Source organism: Micromonospora sp. NPDC023956 (assembly GCF_040639195.1).
Taxonomy (GTDB): Bacteria; Actinomycetota; Actinomycetes; order Mycobacteriales; family Micromonosporaceae; genus Micromonospora.
The window spans coordinates 1-21,042 of the sequence record NZ_JBEZZN010000006.1; the positions used below are offsets into that span (position 1 = coordinate 1).

The 21,042-nt window shown below is 75.0% G+C and carries 21 protein-coding genes; 12 read left to right on the forward strand and 9 right to left on the reverse strand.

Annotated features, from left to right (window positions below):
* Positions 1-107 precede the first annotated feature (107 nt).
* Positions 108-770: a GGDEF domain-containing protein gene (locus tag AB0F58_RS13865; RefSeq protein ID WP_357142447.1), complete on the reverse strand. Its 663-nt coding sequence runs from the start codon at positions 768-770 to the stop codon at positions 108-110.
* 269 nt (positions 771-1,039) lie between these two features.
* On the opposite strand from AB0F58_RS13865, the gene AB0F58_RS13870 reads away from it, so the two are divergent.
* The 3 genes from AB0F58_RS13870 (at position 1,040) to AB0F58_RS13880 (ending at position 4,188) form a co-directional block, all read left to right on the forward strand.
* A complete protein-coding gene (locus AB0F58_RS13870) occupies positions 1,040-1,279 on the forward strand; it encodes a DUF397 domain-containing protein (RefSeq protein ID WP_357142448.1) in 240 nt (79 codons plus the stop codon).
* A gap of 127 nt (positions 1,280-1,406) precedes the next feature.
* On the forward strand, positions 1,407-2,294 hold the full coding sequence (locus AB0F58_RS13875; protein WP_357142449.1) for a helix-turn-helix transcriptional regulator: 888 nt from the start codon (positions 1,407-1,409) through the stop codon (positions 2,292-2,294).
* A 190-nt stretch (positions 2,295-2,484) separates the two neighbouring features.
* Entirely contained in the window at positions 2,485-4,188 is a 1,704-nt protein-coding gene (locus tag AB0F58_RS13880) for a protein kinase (protein ID WP_357142450.1), read from the forward strand.
* A 19-nt stretch (positions 4,189-4,207) separates the two neighbouring features.
* Here the strand turns inward: AB0F58_RS13880 and AB0F58_RS13885 are convergent, their stop codons facing one another.
* Both AB0F58_RS13885 and AB0F58_RS13890 read right to left on the reverse strand, forming a co-directional pair.
* Positions 4,208-5,035 carry an MOSC domain-containing protein gene (locus AB0F58_RS13885; RefSeq protein ID WP_357142451.1) on the reverse strand — a complete coding sequence of 276 codons (828 nt, stop codon included), beginning with the start codon at positions 5,033-5,035 and terminating at the stop codon, positions 4,208-4,210.
* A 219-nt stretch (positions 5,036-5,254) separates the two neighbouring features.
* Entirely contained in the window at positions 5,255-6,565 is a 1,311-nt protein-coding gene (locus tag AB0F58_RS13890; RefSeq protein ID WP_357142452.1) for a sulfite oxidase, read from the reverse strand.
* A gap of 239 nt (positions 6,566-6,804) precedes the next feature.
* Here AB0F58_RS13890 and AB0F58_RS13895 point away from each other — a divergent pair, with 239 nt between their 5' ends.
* Together AB0F58_RS13895 and AB0F58_RS13900 are read left to right on the forward strand one after the other, a co-directional pair.
* Entirely contained in the window at positions 6,805-7,770 is a 966-nt protein-coding gene (locus AB0F58_RS13895; RefSeq protein WP_357142453.1) for a pirin family protein, read from the forward strand.
* 73 nt (positions 7,771-7,843) lie between these two features.
* The gene (locus tag AB0F58_RS13900; RefSeq protein ID WP_357142454.1) at positions 7,844-8,509 is read left to right on the forward strand and encodes a hypothetical protein; all 666 of its coding nucleotides are present in this window, start codon (positions 7,844-7,846) and stop codon (positions 8,507-8,509) included.
* Between the two features lie 287 nt (positions 8,510-8,796).
* On the opposite strand, the gene AB0F58_RS13905 is transcribed toward AB0F58_RS13900, so the two are convergent.
* On the reverse strand, positions 8,797-9,459 hold the full coding sequence (locus AB0F58_RS13905; RefSeq protein ID WP_357142455.1) for a DUF1345 domain-containing protein: 663 nt from the start codon (positions 9,457-9,459) through the stop codon (positions 8,797-8,799).
* A gap of 39 nt (positions 9,460-9,498) precedes the next feature.
* Entirely contained in the window at positions 9,499-9,768 is a 270-nt protein-coding gene (locus AB0F58_RS13910) for a DUF2795 domain-containing protein (RefSeq protein ID WP_357142456.1), read from the reverse strand.
* A 201-nt stretch (positions 9,769-9,969) separates the two neighbouring features.
* Here AB0F58_RS13910 and AB0F58_RS13915 point away from each other — a divergent pair, with 201 nt between their 5' ends.
* Positions 9,970-10,380 (forward strand): DUF2267 domain-containing protein, encoded by a 411-nt coding sequence (locus AB0F58_RS13915; protein WP_357142457.1) that lies wholly within the window; start codon positions 9,970-9,972, stop codon positions 10,378-10,380.
* Positions 10,381-10,464: 84 nt separating this feature from the next.
* Here AB0F58_RS13915 and AB0F58_RS13920 read toward each other — a convergent pair whose 3' ends face one another.
* Positions 10,465-11,634, reverse strand: a complete 1,170-nt coding sequence (locus AB0F58_RS13920; protein ID WP_357142458.1) for a CaiB/BaiF CoA-transferase family protein — start codon at positions 11,632-11,634, stop codon at positions 10,465-10,467.
* Positions 11,635-11,932: 298 nt separating this feature from the next.
* Between AB0F58_RS13920 and AB0F58_RS13925 the strand changes: the two genes are divergently transcribed.
* From AB0F58_RS13925 to AB0F58_RS13935, 3 genes are all read left to right on the forward strand, one after another.
* Complete coding sequence (locus tag AB0F58_RS13925) at positions 11,933-13,120, forward strand: glycosyltransferase (RefSeq protein ID WP_357142459.1); 1,188 nt, start codon at positions 11,933-11,935, stop codon at positions 13,118-13,120.
* A complete protein-coding gene (locus tag AB0F58_RS13930) occupies positions 13,113-14,144 on the forward strand; it encodes a glycosyltransferase family 9 protein (RefSeq protein WP_357142460.1) in 1,032 nt (343 codons plus the stop codon). The genes AB0F58_RS13925 and AB0F58_RS13930 overlap by 8 nt, the downstream gene beginning before the upstream one ends.
* 139 nt (positions 14,145-14,283) lie before the next feature.
* A complete protein-coding gene (locus AB0F58_RS13935; RefSeq protein WP_357142461.1) occupies positions 14,284-15,300 on the forward strand; it encodes a TerC family protein in 1,017 nt (338 codons plus the stop codon).
* A gap of 55 nt (positions 15,301-15,355) precedes the next feature.
* Here the strand turns inward: AB0F58_RS13935 and AB0F58_RS13940 are convergent, their stop codons facing one another.
* Positions 15,356-17,323: a bifunctional aldolase/short-chain dehydrogenase gene (locus AB0F58_RS13940; protein WP_357142462.1), complete on the reverse strand. Its 1,968-nt coding sequence runs from the start codon at positions 17,321-17,323 to the stop codon at positions 15,356-15,358.
* Between the two features lie 132 nt (positions 17,324-17,455).
* A complete protein-coding gene (gene mtnA, locus AB0F58_RS13945; RefSeq protein WP_357142463.1) occupies positions 17,456-18,469 on the reverse strand; it encodes an S-methyl-5-thioribose-1-phosphate isomerase in 1,014 nt (337 codons plus the stop codon).
* A gap of 197 nt (positions 18,470-18,666) precedes the next feature.
* Here mtnA and AB0F58_RS13950 point away from each other — a divergent pair, with 197 nt between their 5' ends.
* From AB0F58_RS13950 to AB0F58_RS13960, 3 genes are all read left to right on the forward strand, one after another.
* On the forward strand, positions 18,667-19,257 hold the full coding sequence (locus AB0F58_RS13950; protein ID WP_357142724.1) for a sulfite oxidase-like oxidoreductase: 591 nt from the start codon (positions 18,667-18,669) through the stop codon (positions 19,255-19,257).
* 31 nt (positions 19,258-19,288) lie between these two features.
* Positions 19,289-20,023: a ferredoxin reductase gene (locus tag AB0F58_RS13955; RefSeq protein ID WP_357142464.1), complete on the forward strand. Its 735-nt coding sequence runs from the start codon at positions 19,289-19,291 to the stop codon at positions 20,021-20,023.
* A 123-nt stretch (positions 20,024-20,146) separates the two neighbouring features.
* Positions 20,147-20,419, forward strand: coding sequence for a DUF6510 family protein (locus AB0F58_RS13960; protein WP_357142465.1), 273 nt, complete (start codon positions 20,147-20,149; stop codon positions 20,417-20,419).
* A gap of 117 nt (positions 20,420-20,536) precedes the next feature.
* Here AB0F58_RS13960 and smpB read toward each other — a convergent pair whose 3' ends face one another.
* Positions 20,537-21,037, reverse strand: a complete 501-nt coding sequence (gene smpB / locus AB0F58_RS13965) for an SsrA-binding protein SmpB (RefSeq protein WP_357142466.1) — start codon at positions 21,035-21,037, stop codon at positions 20,537-20,539.
* Positions 21,038-21,042: the final 5 nt, after the last annotated feature.

Here is a 21,042-nt window from a genome sequence, read left to right on the forward strand (position 1 = left end):
TGCGCCGCTCACTTCGTCGCGGGTGTGTGCCCCCCCCGCGCCCGCGGCCCGGCCGCCGCACACCCCCGATCCCGCTCGGGGGGGGGGGGGGGTTCGCCGTCGCCGGGTCAGTGATGGAGGGTCAGCGGGTCGTCGTGGTGGCTGTCGACCAGCCGGCGGGTCGGGCGGGCCGCGCCGAGGCTCTTGGCCCGGTACATGGCGGCGTCGGCGCGGCAGAGCGCGTCGGCGAGCTGGGCCGGTCCGCGCACCGGTGCCAGGCCGACCGAGGCGGTGACCCGCAGGCTGACCGCGCCGTGCTGGATCGGGGTGGCGAGGGCGTCCCCGAGCCGGTGGGCGGCGTGTTCCATCCACCGGCGGTCCACGGTGGGGCTGGCCAGCAGCCCGGCGAACTCGTCGCCGCCGAGGCGGGCCACCAGGTTGTCCCCGGCGAAGGCCGCGAAGCGCTCCGCGACACTGACCAGCACCTGGTCCCCGGCGGCGTGGCCGTACCGGTCGTTGACCTGCTTGAAGTCGTCGATGTCGAGGACGACGGCGATGAGCGGCCGCCCGGCGGCGTCGGTGAGCAGGGTGGCGGCGAGCTGGTAGAAGGCACGCCGGTTGGGCAGCCCGGTCAGCGGGTCGTGGCTGGCGGCGTGTCGTTCGGCGGTGAGTTCCGCCTGGAGCGTCTCGATCCGCGCCTCGGCGCGGACCGCGCGCTGCCGGAGCTGGAAACCGGCGGCGACGGCTCCGGCGGCGCAGATGCCGGACACGATGGTGAACGGATCCGGCACCGACGTCCCCCCGTCATCGCGTCGCGGTGCGCCGTGCAGCGGCCCGACACGAACCCCTGTCAGGCCCCGTTTTTCCTGGTCGCACCCCAGGTTCGGGTAACTGAAAGTGAACGGTTGGGTACCGCTCACGTGCGATATCATGCTCGCTGTCCAATGCAGATGCAATAGCAGATGCACGTGCATCTGCCGGCGAGTTGATATTTCGCGCACCCTTCGTCGTCATCCCGCTGCACGCGGTGGTGGACGGCCAACCGAACGAGAGACGCCCCATGCAGCAGCCACAGAACGGCGTTCCCACCCGTGACCTGCCTCCGCTGAACTGGCAGAAGAGCCGTCGGAGCAACCCCAGCGGCAACTGTGTCGAGTTGGCCGAGTTGCCGGGTGGGGCCGGGATCGCGATGCGCAACTCGCGTCATCCGGAGGGGCCGGCGCTGATCTACACGGTCGACGAGATCGCCGCCTTCGTGCTCGGCGCCCGGGACGGCGACTTCGACCATCTGATCACCTGAGCATGTCCCGCAGCCGGGACTCGCGACCGGTCCGGCCGACTGCGCCTGACTCTGGGTTCATGGCATGCTTACACGTCAGCCGGTCGGGGGCGTCCGGCTGGAACAGTGGGCACGCGGAGGTCGTTACGTGACGACGGGTCCAGCCGAGGGCGGTCCGACGACGGGGCCGACGGTGCTGCGCATGCTGCTCGGCGCGCAGCTGCGCCGGTTGCGCGAGGCCAGCGCGGTCACCCGGGAGGGTGCCGGCTGGGAGATCCGCGCCTCCGAATCCAAGATCAGCCGGATGGAGCTGGGCCGGGTCGGCTTCAAGGAGCGCGACGTCGCCGACCTGCTCACCCTCTACGGCGTCACCGAGCAGGGGGAGCGGGAGGCGCTGCTCAAGCTGGCCCGGGACGCGAACAATCCCGGCTGGTGGCACCGCTACGGCGACGTCCTGCCCGGCTGGTTCCAGTCGTACCTCGGCCTGGAGGCCGCGGCGGCCCTGATCCGCAGCTACGAGGTCCAGTTCGTCCCCGGCCTGCTCCAGACCCGTGAGTACGCCCGCGCGGTGGTCATGCTGGGGCACGGCACGGCCGGCGCGGGCGAGATCGACCGCCGGGTCGGCCTGCGCATGCAGCGCCAACGGCTGCTGGACCGCCCGGACGCGCCGCACCTCTGGGCGGTGGTGGACGAGGCCGTCCTGCGCCGGCCGATCGGTGGGCCGGTGGTGATGCACGGCCAGATCACCGCGTTGATCGAGGCGACCAAGGCGCCGAACATCCGGCTCCAGATCGTGCCCTTCGAAGCCGGCGGGCACGCCGCCGCGGGCGGAGCCTTCACCATCCTGCGCTTCGGCGACCAGGACCTGCCGGACATCGTCTACATCGAACAGCTGACCAGCGCGCTCTACCTCGACAAGCGGGACGACGTCGACCACTACGCCGCCGCGATGGAGCGGCTCTGCGTGGAGGCCGAACCGCCGGAGCGGACCGCAGACATCCTCACCCGGATCCTGGACGACCTGCACCGGGCGTGACCGCCCCGGGGCGGACCGGACGCACCTGCGCCCTCCGGACTGGTCGTGCGCCCCGGCGGACCGGTCGGGCTTCCGGTCCCGCGCCGCCCGCTCCCGCACCGACCGGCGAAGTCCACCCGACCGCCGGCCACTGCCCGGTCCGGCGCAACCGGGTGGTGCCGACGGTCCGGGGCGGGCAGACTGGAGCACCATGGCGCCGCCGTTCACGCCCGGCCTCCGGCTGCACGACCGGTTCGTCCTGCGCGCACGCATCGGCCTCGGCGGAATGTCCGAGGTCTGGCGCGCCGACGACGAGGTGCTGCACCGTCCGGTCGCCGTCAAGGCCCTCGCCGGTCAGCCCGCCGCGGACCCGGAGCTGCGCGCCACCATCGGGCGCGAGGCCCGCGCGGCGGCCCGGCTGACCCACCCCCACGTCACCCACGTGTACGACTACGGCGAGGCGACCCTGGCCGGCGGCGCCGTGGTGCCGTACCTGGTGATGGAACTCGTCACGGGGGAGAACCTCGCCGACCGGCTGGCCCGTGGGCCGCTCGCCTGGCCCGACGCCGTCCGCCTCGGCGGGCAGGTCGCCGCCGCCCTCGCCGCCGCGCACCGGATCGGCGTGGTGCACCAGGACGTCAAACCCGGCAACGTCATGCTCACCGACACCGGCGCGAAGGTCCTCGACTTCGGCATCGCCGCGCTCACCGCCCCGCACCACCCGTCCGCCGGGCGGTGCGGGGGAGAACCGCTGATGGGTACCCCCGCGTACCTCGCCCCCGAACGGCTCGTCGCCGGACCAGCCGACCCGGCCAGCGACGTCTACGCACTCGGCGCGCTGCTCTACCGGGCGCTCACCGGCCGTGCGCCGCTGCCCGTACGGACCTGGGAGGACGCCTGGGCGGTGCACGGCCGGCGTACCCCGGTGCCGCCACTGGGCGTCCCCGAGCTGCCCGCCGACGTCGAACACCTGGTACTGGCCTGCCTGGCCGCCGACCCGACCCGCCGACCCGACGCCGCGCAGGTGGCCTCCCGGCTGGGTGCCGGCCGTCCCGCGCACCCGCCCACCACGATCCTGCCCACCCTGTCGCCGGCTCCCGTCGCGTCGCCCCCCACCCTCGTCGCGCCCCCGCCAGCCCCCGTCGACCCGACTCTCGTCGGGCCTGGGCGTGCCCCCGTCGGACGGACTCCCGTCGCGCCCCCGCCTGCCCCCGTCGGTCGGACTCTCGTCGGGCCGGCGCGTGGCCCCGTCGGTCGGACTCCCGTCGGGCCGGCGCGTGGCCCCGTCCACCCGACTCTCGTCGGCCCCGGGCTGCCGTCCGGCCACGCGCGGCGTGTCGTCGGCCCGGCGCGGACGGCGCCCCACCGACCGGCTGCGACACCGCCGCCCCGGCCGACCCGCCGGATCGCGGTCCTGGTCGCGGTCGGGCTCGCGCTGCTCGTCGGGCTGACCGGGGTACGCGCCCTCGGCGACGACCGGGCCGGCCGCTCCACCTCGGACCGGAGCGCCACCGGCGTCCGGACCGATCCGGCGCCCAGCTCGGCGGTGCCCACCCGAACCCGCACCGTCCGTCCCGCCCCCACCACCGCCCGCCCCCGGCCGAGCACCCTGCGGGAACTGACCGATCAGTTCGTGGCCGTGATCGACGAGGCGCAGGCGCGCGGCGCGGTCGAGTCCCGGACCGCCGAGCGGCTGCGCGACACGGTCGGCAAACTCGCGTCGGGGAAGCCGAAGGACCAGGGCAAGCGACTCCGGGAACTGCGGGAACGCCTGGGCGAGGCGGCCCAGCGGCAGCAGATCGACGTGCTCACCATGGCCCGCCTGCTGACCATGCTGGAACGTTTCCCGGTCACCGGCCTCGACGACGGGACGAACGACGACGGGACGAACGACGACGAGGACGACGACGACTGACCCTCGGCCCCGCCGCTGCTCAGTCGAGCCGGACGCGATCCCCGACGGCGACCCGACCGGGGCGGACGACCCGGGCGTACGCGCCGACGCAGGGGAGCGGACCGAGCTGCGGCACCGGAGCGACCCGGTTCAGTCGCGCCGGTACGCGCAGCGCGTCCGGGTCGGCGGGTAGCTCGCCGTGGGCCAGGGTCGGCACCGCGCAGCGCGGCGTCGGCGCCACCACCCGGAGCACCAGCTCCGCCCCGATCCGCAGGTCCCGGCCGACCCAGTCGTTCTCGACGAAACCCGGGACGCCGACGGTCCGGAGCACCAGGTTCGGTCGGTACCGCGTGGCGGCGACCGGCCGCCCCGCGCCGGCCGCCCCGGCGATCCGGTCCAGGGTGCCGGTGGTGACCAGATGGACCGGGGCGAAGTCCACGAAGGTCTCCGGGGCGGTTCCGCCGCCCAGCGGCGTCTCGTCGACCGTCACCGCAGCGTTCACGCCGGCCGCCAGGACCTCCTCCGGGCGGGCCCGGTCCAGGGTCGCGCCGGGCGGCACGGTCGCGATCAGGGCGACCGGCGCGTCGAGCAGCGCGCTGAGCACGGCGTCCACGTCGTCGGCGGTGCTGAGTTCCCGTCCGTCCGGCAGGCTGATCCGGACCGGGACGGAGTCACCACCGGTGGCCCGGAGGGTCAACATGTCCCGCCACCGCCTCGGGTGCTTCGCGCTGACCACACGGCCGGTAGCCAGATCCCGCAACGCCAGCCGGCGGTCACCCGCCACCCCGACCGGGGTGACCTGTGTGTGCGGCAACGCCTCGCCGAGCATCGACTTGACCGGGTAGCGCCAGATCTCCTCGACGATCACGGTATCCGCCCGGGGCGGGTCACCGGCGTTCGGTGGCGCTTCCGGTCGGCGTCCTGCCCGGGGAGCGGACCCTGCGCCGACCTGACCCGGTCGGTACGGGTGGTCGGCCCCGGCGGAGTGACGGTCGGCAGCACCCGCCCACCGTACCGGCGTCCGGCGTCCCGAACCGGCCCGGACGTCCCCGGTCGGGTGCCGGCCCGTCGGCGTGTCCGAGCGTCCTCAGGTGACGGTGACCGGGTGCCGGACGATGCCGTCGAACAGGTAGCCCAGGAGGTTCGGCGCGGCCCGGTCCGGCTGGCGCGCCCCGCTGACGTCGGTGGCGCGGGCGCGCAGCGTCCACCGGCCCGGCCCCGGCGGGCGCCAGACGGCCGTCCACCGCCGCCAGGCGTTCCCCTCGTCCTGCGGGTCGAGGGTCGCGGGCCGCCAGTCGTCGTGGTCGCCGGTGCTGATCTCGACCGTACGGATCGGGCCGTTGCCCGACCAGGACCGGCCGCGCAGCAGCACCTCCACCCCGGCCGGTAGCCGGGCGTCCCAGGGCAGTTCGAAGGCGCTCTTGACGACCTGCGTCGTGATCGGTCCGCCGTCGACCGGGTGGCGGGGACCGAACATCCGGTAGAACTGGGTGTTCCACGGGGAGAAGAGCGCGCTGGCGGAGACCTCGACCGGACCGACCCACTTGATCGAGGAGATGCCGATCCAGCCCGGCACCACCAGCCGCACCGGGAAGCCGTGGTCGGCCGGCAGGGGGCGGCCGTTCATCCCGTAGGCCAGCAGCACGTCGTCGAGGGCCTTGGCGATCGGTAGCGGCCGGCGCACCCGGCCGAGGTTCACTCCGCCGGTGACGTAGTCCGGGTCCAGGCCCTCGGGCATCACGTCGACGGCGGCGTCGGTCAGGCCGGCGTGCCGGAGCACGGTGGACAACCGCACGCCCCGCCAGCGGGCCACCCCCACCGCGCCGAGGCCCCACGGCACCCCCGGCATCGGCTGGCCCTGCTGGGCGCTGAAGTGGAGGCGGCCGTTCCCCGCGCACTCCAGCAGAGCGGTGCTCTCCTCGGCGGGCATCGCGGTGAGGTCGTCGTACCCGAACTCGACCGGGTTCTCCCGCGTCGGCGTGCCACGCAGGCCGGTGCCGAACAGGCGTAGCCGCCAGGTGTCCCGGTCCAGCTGCGGGGTGTGGGTGTGGTTGCGGACGAAGAACCGGTCGGTCGGCACGACGTACCCCTGGCCCGACATCGCCTCCCAGCGCATCTCGGCGTTGGTGTCGTGACAGGTGAGCAGGGCCGGGTCGAGCGGTTTGACGATCGCCGGCCGGGCCCCGGACCGACCGGGCGGTCCCGGAGCCGCGCCGACCGGCCCGGTGCCATCGGCGGGGTCGGGTTCACCGGCCGCGGCGGCGAGCGCGCCCATCGCGGTGCCCAACGCGATCAGCTGCTCGCGGTGCACGCCCTCACCCCGTGCCCGCCCGTCGAGCCACTGCCGTGCGCGGCGGGTGTCATGCTCGGCCTCGTCCCCGGGCACGAAGCGCGTCATCCTGGTTCCCCCTCCGGGTCGGCGGCTGGCATTCCTATTAGAGCAGTAGGTGTTCCCTCGGCGGGCCCCAGCGGCATCCCGTCGCGAGACTCGCGATGTCGACCGGACGTGGCGACGATGGCATCGTCGACTGTCGATGCTGGGCGATCGTGGACGGGTGGCGACCTGGCGAGGACCGGTACCGGCGGCGTCGGACACACCCGCCTGACCGGCCCCGGTGGGTGACGTAGGGTCGGTGGATGGAGCAGGCCATGCCGGCGCAGACCCGGCCCCCGGGGGTCGTCCCGGTCGATCCGGAGAGCGTGCTGCTGCTCGGGCACGACGTGCCGCTCGGGCGGTACACGACGGTCCGTCGGTTGCTGCCGCAGCGCGCCCGTCGGATGGTCGGCGCGTGGTGCTTCGTCGACCACTTCGGGCCGGACGACGTCGGCGGCCGGTCGGGCATGCAGGTGCCACCCCACCCGCACACCGGGCTCCAGACCGTCACCTGGCTGCTGGAGGGGGAGATCCTGCACCGGGACAGCCTCGGCAACGTCCAGTCGATCCGCCCGGGTCAGCTCAACGTGATGACCTCCGGCCACGGCATCGCCCACTCGGAGAAGTCCCCGCCGCAGCGCCCGACGGCGATGCACGGCGTCCAGCTCTGGGTGGCGCTGCCCGACGGGGCGCGCTCCGGGGCCCCCGCCTTCCACCACCACCCGGACCTGCCGAACTGGCGTGACGGCGACCTCGACGTGACCCTGCTCGTCGGCGACCTGGCCGGCGTCCGCTCCCCGGCGGTCGTGCACACCCCGCTGCTCGGCGCGCAGCTGACACCCGGGGGATCCGCGCCGGTCCGGGTGCCGCTGCGCCGGGACTTCGAGCACGGCCTGCTGGCCATGTCCGGTTCCGTCGAGGTGGACGGCGTCCGGCTGGCTCCCGGTGCGTTGCTCTACGTACCACCGGGACGGGACACCGTGACCGTCGCGCACGGCCGGGACGCCCGGCTGCTGCTGCTCGGCGGCGCGCCCTTCGAGGATCCGCTGGTGATGTGGTGGAACTTCGTCGGCCGTTCGCACGAGGAGATCGTGGCGGCCTCCGAGGACTGGGCTGCCGGGCGCCGGTTCGGCGTCGTGGTCGACGACCCCGACCCGCCCCTGCCCGTACCGACCATGCCCACGGTCCGCCTCCGGGCCCGCGACCGGCACGGCCAGCTGCACGGCTGAGCGGCCAGCTGCACGGCTGAGCCGGGCCGGCAGGAGGCAGGCGTGGCGGGTCCGCGCGCGGGTAGTCGCGGTCATGGCGACGACTGCGATCCCCTCCGTCGAGGAGAAGAAGCGGCTGGTGCGCCGGCTGGCAGCCGAGGGCCGGGGCTTCGCCGAGGCGTACGGCTTCCGGGTCACCAACAACCCGGGCACCCTCTTCCAGGTGCTGGTGCTGTCGGTGCTGCTCGCCCGGCCCGGCGACTTCCGGCGTGCCCTGGCCGCCACCGGTGCCCTCCGGGACGCCGGCTGGGACAGCGCCGGCCGGATGTCCCGGTCCCGCCACGAGCACCGCACCCGGTTGCTGCGCGACAGCGGGTTCCGGACGGACCCGGACCGGCTCGCCGACACCCTCGGCGACCTCGCCCGCACCGTGGTCGAGCGGTACCGGGGCGACCTGCGACGGCTCCGGGCCCTCGCCCACCGGGACCCGGCCCGCGAACGGGTGCTGCTGGGCGAGTTGCCCGGCGTGGACGCCCCGGTGGTGGACCTCTTCCTGCGCGAGGTCCAGGTGCTGTGGCGGGAGGTGGCGCCGGTCGCCGACCGCCGGGCGCTCACCGCCGCCCGCCGGCTCGGGCTGGGACGCTCCGCCGGGGAACTGGCCGGTCTGGCCGGCAGCGGCGAGTCCGAGCGGCTGGCCTGGCTGGTCGGCGCGCTCGCCCGGGTCGACCTGGAGAAGCGGTACGCCGAGCTGGTCCGCTGACCGTGCCCTGTCCCACAGTTTGCCGATAACTGGCCATTCGGAGGACATGGCAACGTACGCTGGTCGTGGCAGAGCTGGCCGCCCGGTTCGGGCGGATGCCGGCCGCCTGGTGGTGGCACCCCGGGAGCGGGGTGCGCAGATCGCCGGTGGTGTTGTCGTGTGACGCCCGGGTCGCGGTTCGTGGCCCGGGCGTCCGCCTGTCCGCCCGGAGCGGACCGCCCCCGTCCGCCTGTCCGCCCGGAGCGGACCGCCGCCGTCCGCCTGTCCGCCCGGAGCGGACCGCCCCCTCAGCGGGCGAATCCGGCCACCAGGTTCACCGTCGCGGCGATGATGATCGCCCCGAACAGGTACGACACCAGCACGTGGCGCAGCACCGTCCGGCGCATCTCGTGGCTGCACAGGTCGGTGTCGGAGACCTGGAACGTCGCCCCGACGGTGAACGCCACGTACGCGAAGTCCACGTAGCAGGGCGGCTGGTCCTGGTGGAAGTCGATGCCGCCGTCCGGGCCGGAGTAGTAGACCCGGGCGTACCGCGTGGTGTAGACGGTGTGCACCACCAGCCAGGACAGCAGCACGCTCGCCATCCCGAGCCCGCTGTAGAGATCCCGCGACACGCCGGCCGGTATCTCCCGGGCGGTGCTCATGATGATCCCGACCGCCCCCAGGCTCGCCACGCAGGCGGTCAGCAGCAGCACGTCCCGGATCGCCCGGCTCGGGTCCTCGTGACTGGCCAGCTGGGCGGTCCGTGCCGCGTCCATCGGCCAGAGGGCGCGCCAGGCCAGCACCAGGTACGTCAGCGCGGCCGCGTCCCAACCGACGAGCGGGGCGAGCGGGGCCGAGACGAGCACCCCGAACAGGAGCCCGGTGCAGACCCCGATCAGGCCCATCACGGTGAGCTGGACCGAGGCTGGCGTCGGCCGGTCCGCTCGACGTGCCCTCAGCAGCCGCACCGGTACGCCCGTCCCCGTGGCCGCCCCGTCCGCCGGTCCTCAGATCCGGCGCAGGTGCTGCGCGACGCGGGTGTGCGGTTCGCGCGCCTGGGCCGCCCGCTGGGCGGGGCTGAGTTCCGGCGCGCTGTCCGTCCCGGCCGAACGGGCGACCTCGTTGTCGTTGGCGTAGTCCACCGGCGGGAGGGCGCGCAGCGCCCGCAGCACCTCCGGGGGTGCGCCCTCCCGCTCGGCCTGGCCCACCACGTCGTCCTTGCTCGCCGGGTAGTCCAGGCGGGACAGGTACCGCAGCACGTCGGTGTCACTCACCATGGCAGAACTCCTCCGCCGCCTCTCGTCGGTCAACGACCGGCCGCGGTTACCCGTCCACCCCGCACTCACGCCCGGCGTACCGGGAAAAGCCGACGACCCGTCGTGGTGGGCCGGCGTTCCAGGTGCTGAGCCGCCGCCGCCGTTTCCCGGGCCACCCGCCGGGTACGCCCTCGGGTCCGTCCCAGCCGAGGGGAGTGCCGCATGAACTACGACACCTTCGTCGACCAGGTCGCCCAGCGGGCCGGGGTGCCCTCGACCCGGGCGGTCGAACTGACCCGCGCCATCCTGGAGACGCTGGCCGAACGGCTGACCGGGGGAGAGGCCCTCGACCTCGCCGCACAACTGCCCAAGCCGTTGCAGTTGCCGCTGCGGAAGACCCCGACCACCGAGTACGCCGACCGGTTCGGCGCGGCGGAGTTCGTGGCCCGGGTCGGCCAGCGCGCCGACGCCGACCCCCCGGCCGCCCGTGCCGGCATCCGGGCCGTCTTCACCACCCTGCGCGAGGCGATCACCGGCGGTGAGTTCGACGACGTGGCGGCGCAGCTTCCCCGCGACTACCGGGACATCGTCGAACCGGCGATGGCTCCCGGCGCGACCCTCCGCCATGCCTGACCGGGCCGTGTGCCGGCCGCCGCAGCAACCGTCCCTGCCGGCGAACCGCGAGGCGGCCGGGCGGGCCGGCCGCCGCCGCCGACCTCAGGCGACAGCGGCGGCGGCGCGCAGTGCGTCGATCCGGTCGGACGGATAACCCAGCTCGGCGAGGACCTCGTCGGTGTGCTCCCCCGGGTGGGGTGGCGGACGGCGCAGCCCGGTAGGGGTACCGGAGAAGCGCGGCGCCGGGGCCGGTTGCTCGACGCCGGCATGCCGGACGAAGGTCTGCCGGGCAGCCATGTGCGGGTGTGCCGGGGCTTCCGCCCAGTCGAGCACCGGAGCCAGGCAGGCGTCGGAGTCGCCGGCCAGCGCGGCCCACTCGTCGCGGGTGCGGGTCCGGAACAGCCGGGCCCAGGCCCGCCGCAGCGCCGGCCAGTTCGCCGGGTCGGTCCGGTCCAGCGGCTCGTCCGGCGACAGCGGGAACCCGGTACGCCGGACCAGTTCGTCGTAGAAGCGCGGTTCGAGCGCCCCGACCGCCACGTACCGGCCGTCGGCGCACTCGTAGGTGTCGTAGAAGGGAGCCCCGCCGTCGAGCAGGTTCACCCCGCGCGGGTCCTGCCACAGCCCCATCCCGCGCAGACCGTGGATCTGGGTGCTCAGCACCGCCACGCCGTCGACGATCGCGGCGTCCACCACCTGACCCCGGGCTCCGGACCGGACGGCGTACAGCGCGGAGACGACGCCCAGCGCCAGCATCATCCCGCCGCCGCCGAAGTCGCCGAGGAGGTTCAGCGGCGGCACGGGGCGCTCGCCGGCCCGCCCGATCCCGTGCAGCGCGCCGGTCAGCGCGAGGTAGCCGATGTCGTGGCCGGCGTGCGGGGCGTTCGGGCCCTCCTGCCCCCACCCGGTCATCCGCCCGTACACCAGCCGGGGGTTGACCGCCAGACAGTCGGCCGGGCCGACGCCGAGGCGCTCGGTCACCCCCGGCCGGAAACCCTCGACGAGCGCGTCCGCGCCCCGGACCAGCGCCAGCACCACCTCGCGCCCGCCGGGGGACTTCAGGTCCACCGCCACCGAGCGGCGCCCCCGGTTGAGCAGGTCCGGGTGCGGGGTGCCGAAGGCGGCGGGGTCGACCTCGGCCGTCCGGTCCACCCGGACCACGTCCGCGCCGAGGTCCGCGAGCATCATCGCGGCGAACGGCCCGGGGCCGATGCCGGCCAGCTCCACCACCCGCAGCCCGGTGAGCGGACCGGCGGGTGCAGTGTCGTCGGTCACCGGCACACCATAGGGCACCACCGTCCCCGGTAGGGGCCCGCACGTCCGCCCGCCACCACCTTCGCTCCCGCTCCCGCGCCCGTCCGGCGGTCGTGACCGCCTCGCGTCCGGGCGGTCGTGACCGCCCGCGCGCCGGCTCGACCGTCGCCGGTGGCCGGCGTGCGCGGCGGCGACCGCAGCCCGGTGGGGTTTTTCCGCTGGGCGGTCGGGAAGACAGCCTGCCCCGGTGGCGCATCCGCGGGGCGACCCGGGGAGATTGGCGGGTCGGGGAGGACATCGGCGACGGGGGAGGAACGGCGTGGTGGCCGGCAGCGACCGGATCCGGGTGGCGATGCCGCACGGCCCGGCCCCCGCCGACCGCGACGGCGTCAGCGACTACGTCACGCACCTGGTCAGCGCGCTGGACGAGGCCGGGGTGGCGGTCACCCCGGTTCCGGTCCGTCCGGCCGGTCGGTCGCCCCTGCGCTGGCTCACCGCCACCGGCCGGGCCGCCGAGCAGGTCCGCCGGCTCGGGGTCGACCTGGTGCACGTCCAGTTCGCCCCCTCGGCGTACCGGTTCTCCGGTCTGCCCGGTCTGCTGCCGTTCCGGCTGCCCCGAACCGTTCCCCTGGTCACCACCGTGCACGAGTACGGCTGGTGGGCGGTGCCCGGCTGGCTGCCCGGCCCCCTGTGGTCGCTGCTCGAACGCGCCCGGCTCTGGGACCGGGAGACCGGACGGCTGGTGCCGGCCAGCGCGGCGGTGGTCGTCACCAACGAGGGGCACGACGCGGTGGTCCGGAGCCGTACCGGGGTGCCGACCGTGCACGTACCGCTGGCGCCGAACGTGACCGACCAGCCCGGCGCGACCACCACCGGCCGGCGGCTGCGGGCGGAGCTCGGACTGTCCGCCGGCGCGCCGCTGCTGGTCTTCTTCGGGTTCGTCCATCCGGTCAAGGGCATCCGCCACCTGATCGCGGCCCTTCCCGCGCTCTGCCGGGACCATCCCGACCTGCGGCTGCTGGTGGCCGGCGGGTTCACCTCGCAGGCCCTGCCGGCGGCGCAGGCCGACGCCTTCCGGGACGAGCTGACCGCGCTGACGCACCGGCACCGGGTGGCCCACGCGGTCACCTTCACCGGGTACCTGCCTCCGGAGCGCGTCTCGGCGGCCCTGCACGCCGCCGACGTGGTGGTGCTGCCGTTCACCGCCGGGGTGACCCTGAAGAGCGGGGCGCTGCTCGCCGCGCTGGCCCACGGCCGACCGACCGTGGTCACGGTGCCCGACGACGGCGGTGACGGGCTGCACCGCAGCGGCGCGGTGGCGGTGGTCCCGCGACGTCGGGACAGCGAGGCCCTGGCCGTCACCCTCGGGCGGGTGCTGGCCGACCCGGTGCTGCGTCGCCGGCTCGGCGAGCGGGGGCGCACGCTGGCCGCCGGGTACGCCTGGCCCCGGGTCGCCGCCGCGCACCGCGACCTGTACCGGCGACTGCTCGGCCGGCCCGATGACTGACCGGTACGCCGAGATCCTGGTGGTGGACCTGCTCGGCGGGCTCGGCGACCTGCTCATGCTGCTGCCGTCGATTCACGGCCTGGCCCGCCGCCACCCGACCGCCCGGCTGCGGGTGCTCACCCACGACCCCGGTGCCGAGCTGCTCCGCGTCGACCCGGCGGTGGCCGAGGTGCGTACCCCCCGGCACGGCCGGCCCGGCGCGGAGCGGGCGGCCGTGGTCGAGGCGCTCGCCGCGCGGCGGCCGGACCTCGCGGTCACCACCACCCGCTACGACGGCATCCCGGAGCTGCTGCTCGCCTCGGGTGCCCGCTGCGTCACCGACCTGTGGCGCCGCCCGCCGCCGGACGAGCCGGTCGGTGCCCGCTACCTGCGCCTGCTGCACGCCGAAGGGCTGCTCACCCGCGCGGACCTGCCTGCGCGGGTGAGTGTGCACCTGCCCGCGTCGGCCCGCGTCGCCGGGGAGGAGAGCGTGGGCCGGCTGGTCGACCCGAGCCGGCGACCGGCTGCCGGGCCGGTGGTGCTGGTCACCGACGTCGGCATGGCGGTGAAACGGTGGCCGGAGCGCTCCTGGCGGGCCCTCGCCGGCCGGCTCGCCGCCCTCGGGCATCCGGTCCTGACCGTCGGCGCGGACGACGCCCCGCCGGGCGTGCCGCTGCCCCGGGGCGACCTGCCCACCCTCGCCGGACAGTTCGCCGCGGTGGCCCGTCGGGGCGGCGCCGTCGTCGGCCCCGACACCGGACCGCTGCGCCTCGCCGCCGGGGCGGGCGCGGCGACCGTCGGGCTCTTCGGTCCCACCGACGCCCGCCGCTACGGCGTGGGGGGCGCCGACCTCCAGGGACTGCCGGGGTGCCCGTACCGCCGGGCCACCGCGATCACCGAACAGCCCTGCTGGTGGGGGGCGTGCTGCCCGCTCGACCCGACCGGTCCGGCCTGCATGACCGACCTGGACGTGAACCTGGTCACCGCCGTCGTACGGGCCGCGACACGCCAGGCGTCCCTGGTGTGGCGGGCCCCGGACGGCTGACCTAACCTTGCCCTCACGAGGGGAGTACTTCCCACGAACCATTCCGGTCAGTACGGCCGCCCGGAGCGGCCTCGGGTGGTTGCCCACGAACGGTGGGTGAAGGAGACCTCGAACATGGAATGGTGTTCGAGGAGGCTCCATGAGCGATATCACGTACCTGTCCGCCGGCTTGTCCTCGGTCGGCACGCCGACCCTCTGGGCGGTCACTCTCGTCGGTGTGCTCGTCCTGCTGGTGCTCGACTTCGTCGTCACCCGTCGGCCGCACGAGGTGACGATGAAGGAGGCGCTCGGCTGGTCGGCGTTCTACGTCGCCCTGCCGCTGGCCTTCGGTGGCTGGGTCTGGTCCCGGTACGGCTCCCAGCAGGGCGTCGAGTACCTCACCGGTTACCTGGTCGAGAAGTCGCTGTCGGTCGACAACCTCTTCGTCTTCATGCTGCTGCTGGCCGCCTTCGCGGTGCCGTCGGCGCTGGCCCAGCGGGTGCTGCTCTACGGCATCGCGGGTGCGCTGGTGCTGCGGGGCGTGTTCATCGCCCTCGGCGCGGCGGCCCTGCAGACCCTCGACTTCGCCTTCCTGCTCTTCGCGATCATCCTGCTCGCCACCGCGGTCAAGCTGCTGCGCGACGCGGTCTCCGGCCACGAGCAGACGGTCGACATCGCCAACATGCGGTCGGTGCGGCTGCTGCGCAAGTTCATGCCGGTCACCGACGAGTACGACGGCCCTAACCTGACCACCCGGCTGAAGGACGGCCGGCGGGCGCTCACCCCGATGGCCCTGGTCGTGGTCGCGGTGCTCGCCACCGACGTGGTCTTCGCCGTCGACTCGGTGCCCGCCGTGTACGGCATCACCGAGGACCCGTACCTGGTCTTCGCCACCAACGCCTTCGCCCTGCTGGGGCTCCGGGCGCTCTACTTCGTGCTGCACGCCGCGCTCAGCCGGCTGGTGCACCTCAGCTACGGCCTCGCGGTCATCCTGGCCTTCATCGGGGTCAAGCTCGGCCTGCACTGGGCGCACGGCATCTGGTCGGGGGTGCCGGAGATCCCGACGCTGGCCTCGCTCGGCGTGATCATCGGGGTGCTGGTGATCGTCACGCTGACCAGTCTGCGGGCCACCCGCAAGGCCGAGCCGGGCACGCGGGAGGTCATCGAACGGCGGTGAACGCCACCGGAGCGCGGACGGGCCAACCCGCCCGCGCTCCGGTGGTGACCCGCCGTCAGATGACCCGCTCGTTGCCGCCGTCGACGGGGATCTGCGCCCCGGTGGTGGCCGCGAACGTCTCGCCGCACAGGGCGGCGGTCAGGTCGGCCACCCGGGCGCTGGTGATCTCCGTACCGAGCAGGTTGCGTCGCTTGTACTCCGCCACGCTCAGCCCGTAGTGCCGGGCCCGCGCCTCGAGCACCTCGGGAGTCCACAGCCCGGTGTCGAAGACCGCGTCGGGGTGCACGACGTTCACCCGGATGCCGTCCGAGGCCCACTCCAACGCGGCCACCCGGGCCACCTGCACCACCGCGGCCTTCGAGGCGGAGTAGGAGACCGCGCCGGGCCCCGGGGCCAGGGCGTTGCGCGAGGCGACCACGACGACCCGGCCGCCCCGGGGCGCCAGCGCCAACAGCGGGTGGGTCCGGGAGAAGAGGTGGGCCACCGACTCGGCGTTCACCGCCATGGTCCGCTGCCACGCCTCCGGCTCCAGCCCGGCGATCTCCTGGCTGGCCGGGAAGATCCCGGCGGCGGCGACGACGATGTCCACGCCGCCGAAGCGCTCCACCGCGCTGTCGAGCGCCGCGTCCACCGCCGCCCGGTCGGTCACGTCGACCTGGAGGCCGAGGCGGGCCACCCCGCCGGTCTCGGTCACCGACGGGTCCCGGTCCAGGGCCACCACGCATGCCCCGCGCGCCTGGAGCGCCTCGGCGCAGGCCCGGCCGATGCCCGAGGCGGCCCCGGTGACCACCGCCACCTCGCCGGCGAACTCGGGCATCGGGCCGCCGCGCCGCAGCTTCGCCTGTTCGAGTTCCCAGTACTCGACGTCGAAGATGTCACCCGCCGGCAGTGCCCGGTAGCCGCCGATCGCCTCGGCCGCCTCGATGACGTCGATGGTGTGCCGGTAGATGTCCTGCGCCATCCGGGCGTCGGCCGCCCGCCGGCCGGCGGTGAGCAGACCCAGGTCGGGGTCGAGGACCACCCGGGGAGCCGGGTCGAGGACGGTCAGCGCCGCGCGGGCCCGTTCCCGGTGCTCGGCGACGTACCGGTGGTACTCCTCGGCGTATCCGGCCACGTCGGCGCCGACCAGGGGGACGCGCTTGGTCCGCAGCACGTGGTCCGGGGTGACCGGGCCGCGGCTGGCGACCGCCGCCAGGTCGGGACGTTCGACGAACGCCCGGACCGTCGGGTCGTCGTACCGGCTGAGCACCATCGGGGCCCCCGCCACCGTGGAGATCTCCCGGCGCAGCCGGGCCAGGCGGACCCGGTCGGCCGGGCGCGGCCCGGCCGGGGCGGCGGCCCGGGGCGGCGCGCTCCGGTGGGCCAGTCGCTCCTCGGCCCGCCCGACCAGCTCGATGTGCCGGTGGTACGCCTCCTCGGCGTCCGCGCCGAAGGTGAACAGGCCGTGGTTGAGCAGGACCATCCCGACGGTGCCCGGGTGGGACCGGGTGGGGAAGAGCTCCGCACAGACCCGGGCGAGGTCGAAACCGGGCATCACGTACGGGACGACGACCACGCTGTCGCCGTAGACCTCCTCGACGAGCCGGCGGCCCTCGGGCTGGTTGGTCAGGGTGAGCAGCGCGTCGGCGTGGCTGTGCAGCACCGCCGGGTGCGGCAGCAGCGCGTGCAGCAGCGACTCGACGCTCGGGTCCGGAGCGGTCGCGTCCAGGCGGGCGCAGCGCAGCTCGTTCATCATCTCGGTGTCGCGCAGCCGCTCCAGCCGCAGCAGCGCCCGCAGCCGGGCCAGGCGCAGCGCGGTGAAGCCGGAGGCGTCCATCGTGGCGAGGTCGGAGCCGCTGCCCTTGACGTGGAGCACCTCCACCGGCTCGCCGGTGAGGTCGGTGACCGTGGTCTTGACCGAGGTGTTGCCCCCGCCGTGCAGCACCAGGCCGGTGTCGGCGCCGAGCAGCCGGGAGGCGTACACGAGGGATGCGACCGGGTCGGACCGATCCGGGGCGTCAGCGGCGGACCAGCGGTTGAGCATGACGGTGGCTCCTCGCGGGGTGGGTCGCGACCGGCCGGTCGCGGCCGGTTCGACGGGGTGGGGTCGACGGGCCGGTCCCGTCCCGTCTCACGACCGGACGGGCCGGTGCCGGTCGCGGGGTGGGCCGCCCGGTCAGGACCGGTCGATCGGGTCGTCGGGGCGGCCCCCGGCGGCCGGCAGGATGATCCGGCGTTCGGTGACGATCGCGGTGACCAGGTCGGCGGGGGTCACGTCGAAGGCGTAGTTGAGCGTCCCGGTGCCCCGGGGGGCCAGCGCCGCCGCGCCGAGGGCGGTGATCTCCTCGGGGGCGCGCACCTCGATGGTGACGTCCCGACCGGACGGCGTGGCCAGGTCGACGGTCGACTCCGGGGCGGCGACCACCATCGGCACGCCGGCCCGCGCCGCCGCCAGGGCCAGCGGGTACGTGCCCACCTTGTTGATCACGTCGCCGTTGGCGGTGATCCGGTCCGCGCCCACCACGACCGCGTCGACCAGCCCCTGAGCCAGGACGGACGCGGCGGCGGAGTCCACCACCAGGGTGTGCGACGCGCCGATCTGCGCCAGCTCCCACACGGTCAGCCGCGCCCCCTGGAGGAGGGGGCGGGTCTCCGCAGCGTAGACGTGGCCCAGCGCGCCGTGCTCCTGGAGGGAACGCACCACGCCCAGCGCGGTGCCCCACTCGACGGTGGCCAGCGCCCCGGCGTTGCAGTGGGTCTGCACCGCCACCGTCGGCCCGACCGTCTCGACCAGCCAGCGGGCGCCCCGCTCGCTGAGTTCCCGGCAGCAGCGGACGTCCTCCTCCAGCACGGTCAGCGCCTCGGCCAGCGCGGCCTCCGGGCCGCCGGCGTCCAGCCGGGCCCGCACCCGGTCCACGCCCCAGGCGAGGTTGACCGCGGTGGGGCGGGCCGCCCGGACCGCGTCGGTGGCCCGGCGCAGCTCGGCCGGGTCGTCGCCGTACAGGCGGGCGGCGAGGGCCACCCCCAGCGCCCCGGCCACGCCGATCGCGGGCGCGCCGCGGATCGCCAGCGACCGGATCGCGGCGACCAGCGCCTCGATGGTCTCGATCTCCAGGAACTCGACCTCGTGCGGCAGCCGGGTCTGGTCGATGGCGACGATCCGCCCGTCCCGCCAGTCGATGGTCCGCATCCACGCTCCTCACTGATGGTGCCCAAATCTACGGCGGGAACCGGTTCCAGATCAACGTGTCCGGCGGGCGGGCATCGGCGATCGCCCCTCCCGCCCGGTGGAGACGACGGCCGGAGCGGGCCCGCCGGGCGGGTGACCGCCGGCGCGAACGGTGCCCCGGTCGCCGGCCGGAGTGGTACGACTGACCGGTGGGAATCGTGTCGCCCGGCTTCCGGGGCAGGCCCCGGCCCTCCGGCGGGGACCTGCCGCCCGGCCAGTACCTGACCCCGGACTTCCCGGTGCTCTCCGCCGGCCCCACCCCCCGCGTCGAGCTGGCGAGCTGGGAGTTCGTCGTGGCCACCGAGGGCGGCGCGGAGTTCCGGTGGACCTGGGACGAGCTGCTCGGCCTGCCGCAGGAGACGCCGACGGTCGACATCCACTGCGTCACCCGCTGGTCCAAGCTCGGCACCACCTGGCAGGGTGTCTCGCTGGACACCCTGCTGACCGGGGTGGACACCGCCGCCCGGTACGCGCTGGTCCACTCGTACGGCGGCTACACCACCAACCTGCCCCTGGACGACCTGCGCGGCGGCCGGGCCTGGGTGGTGCACCGGTACGCGGACGCGCCGCTGCCCGCCGAACACGGCGGGCCGGCCCGGCTGCTGGTGCCGCACCTGTACCTCTGGAAGTCGGCCAAGTGGGTGCGCGGCATCCGGCTGCTGGTCGACGACGAACCGGGCTTCTGGGAGACCGCCGGCTACCACGACTACGGCGACCCGTGGCGCGAGCAGCGCTACCAGGGCGACTGAGGTGGCCACGGCCGGGGGAGGCGGCGGCCGGGTGGGCGTCCCGCTCACCTGGCGGGTGGCCCGGCTGCGGGAACGCCGGGTGGAGACCCCGACCGCGCAGACCCTCGTCCTGTCGGTGCCCGGCTGGCCGGGGCACCTGCCCGGACAGCACGTCGACGTCCGGCTCACCGCCGCCGACGGGTACCGGGCCGCCCGGTCGTACTCCCTCGCCGCGCCGGCCGACGACGACCGGATCGCGCTGACCGTCCAGCGGGTGCCCGGCGGCGAGGTCTCGCCGTACCTGACCGACGTGTACGCCGAGGGCGATCCGGTGGAGGTGCGCGGCCCGGTGGGCGGTTGGTTCGTCTGGCGTACCGACTCCACGGCGCCGGTGCTGCTGGTGGCCGGCGGTTCCGGGGTGGTACCGCTGGCGGCGATGGTCCGGGCCCGTCGCGACGCCGGCAACCGGGCCCCGTTCCGGCTGATCTACTCGGTGCGGACCCCGGCGGACGTCTTCTACGCCGACGAGCTGCGCCGCCGGATCCGGGACGACCGGGGTCTCGACGTGACGTACGTCTACACCCGCCAGGCGCCCGACGGCTGGCGGGACGAACCGCACCGGATCGGCCCGGCCGACGTGCACCGCCACGGCTGGCCGCCCGAGCTGGAGCCGCTCTGCTACGTCTGCGGCCCGACCGGGTTCGTGGAGACCGTGGCGGACCTGCTGGTGGACCTGGGCCATCCGGCCCGGCGGGTACGCACCGAGCGGTTCGGCCCGACGGGTTGAGCGAAGCGCCCCACCGGGCCGAACGGTTCGGTCCGACGGGCCGGCGGTCCCGGCCGAGCGGCCCGGGATGCGTGGGTCCGGGCCGACCGGTCCGGCCGGACGGGCACCGGAGGAGGAGGGTGGATGACCGGGATGTCGTACCTGGACGGCAACATGTTGGACGGACCGCTGCGCGAGGTGTTCGCGGTGGACCTCAGCGGCGCGACCGGCCGGTGTGAGTCGTGCGGCCGGGTCGGCGCGGTGGGCGGACTGCACGTCTTCTCCCACGCGCCCGGTCTGGTGGCCCGCTGCCCCACCTGCGCGGCGGTGATGCTGCGCCTGGTCCGTGCGCCCACCCGGGCCTGGCTGGACCTGCGCGGTGCGACCTTCCTCGAGGTGCCCCTGCCGGACCGGTGAGCGCACCGGCACGGAGCCGGCACCGGTCCGTCCCGACCCGGCGACCGGGACCGGGACCGGGACCGGCCGGACCGTCTACGTCGACAGCTCCGTGGATCGGCCGGGGCGCTGGTCGGGTCAGTCCCGGCCCCGGCGTCGGCCCTTGAGGTGCCGGCCCAGCTCCCGGGCGATCTCCCGGTTGGCGTCCCGCTCGGCCAGGGCCTGCCGCTTGTCGTACGAGCGTTTCCCGCGCGCCAGGGCGAGTTCGACCTTGGCCCAGCCGTTCTCGAAGTACATCGACAGCGGCACCAGGGTCACCCCGCCGTCGCGGAGCTTCTCCAGGATCCGGGCGATCTCCACCCGGTTCAGCAGCAGCTTGCGGGTGCGCCGGGGCGCGTGGTTGGTCCACGAGCCGAAGCCGTACTCGGCGATGTGCAGCCCGTAGAGCATGATCTCGCCGTCGCGCTCCTGGGCGAACGCGTCGACCAGCGACGCCCGCCCGGCCCGCAGCGACTTGACCTCCGTGCCGACCAGCACGATGCCCGCCTCGTACGTCTTGAGGATCGTGTAGTCGTGGCGCGCCTTCTTGTTGGACGCGATGAGCGCGCGTCCCTTCTCCCTGGCCGTGACCGCCTCCACCGTCG